Genomic DNA, 810 nt, shown 5'->3' with positions numbered 1-810 from the left:
GAAGGACTACCAGCAGCAGCTCGAGCGGGTCTTCGCGGAGACCCACGAGGACGCGCCCGCCTCCGGCGACGAGGGCATCCGCCCGGCCGAGGACCGGGACGCGGCCCCGAAGGCGCCGGCATCCACGGCCATCTCGGCCGAGATGCTGCGGGCCATCGGGCAGGCGCACCTCGACGTGCCCGAGGGCTTCACGGTCCACCCGAAGCTCGCGGCCCTGCTCGAGCGCCGCGCCAAGATGGCCGTCGACGGCGGCATCGACTGGGGCTTCGCCGAACTGGCGGCCTTCGGCTCGCTGCTCATGGAGGGCGTGCCGGTCCGCCTGGCGGGCCAGGACTCCCAGCGCGGCACCTTCACGCAGCGCCACTCGGTGTTCCATGACCGGATCACCGGCGAGACGTGGGCGCCGCTCAAGCACCTCTCCGAGGACCAGGCGCAGTTCTGGGTCTACAACTCGCTGCTGTCCGAGTACGCCGCCCTCGGCTTCGAGTACGGCTACTCCGTGGAGCGCTCCGACGCCCTCGTGCTGTGGGAGGCCCAGTTCGGCGACTTCGTGAACGGCGCACAGACGATCATCGACGAGTTCATCTCCTCGGCCGATCAGAAGTGGTCGCAGACCTCGTCCGTGGTCCTGCTCCTCCCCCACGGCTACGAGGGGCAGGGGCCGGACCACTCCTCCGCCCGCATCGAGCGGTTCCTGCAGATGTGCGCCGAGGACAACATGCGCGTGGTCAACCCCTCCACGGGCGCAAACCACTTCCACGTGCTGCGCGAGCAGGCCTACGCCCGCCCGCGCCGACCCCTCATCGTGTT

At 70.4% G+C, this 810-nt stretch carries 1 pseudogene; it reads left to right on the top strand.

Annotated features, from left to right (window positions below):
• A pseudogene (locus UN64_RS21805) lies at nt 1-810 on the top strand (2-oxoglutarate dehydrogenase E1 component); the annotation flags it as partial.

This window comes from Fictibacillus arsenicus (assembly GCF_001999465.1).
Classification (GTDB): domain Bacteria; phylum Bacillota; class Bacilli; order Bacillales; family Fictibacillaceae; genus Fictibacillus; species Fictibacillus arsenicus.
The sequence above is the reverse complement of the archived record's forward strand: the minus strand, read 5'-3'. Positions and strand labels throughout refer to the sequence as shown.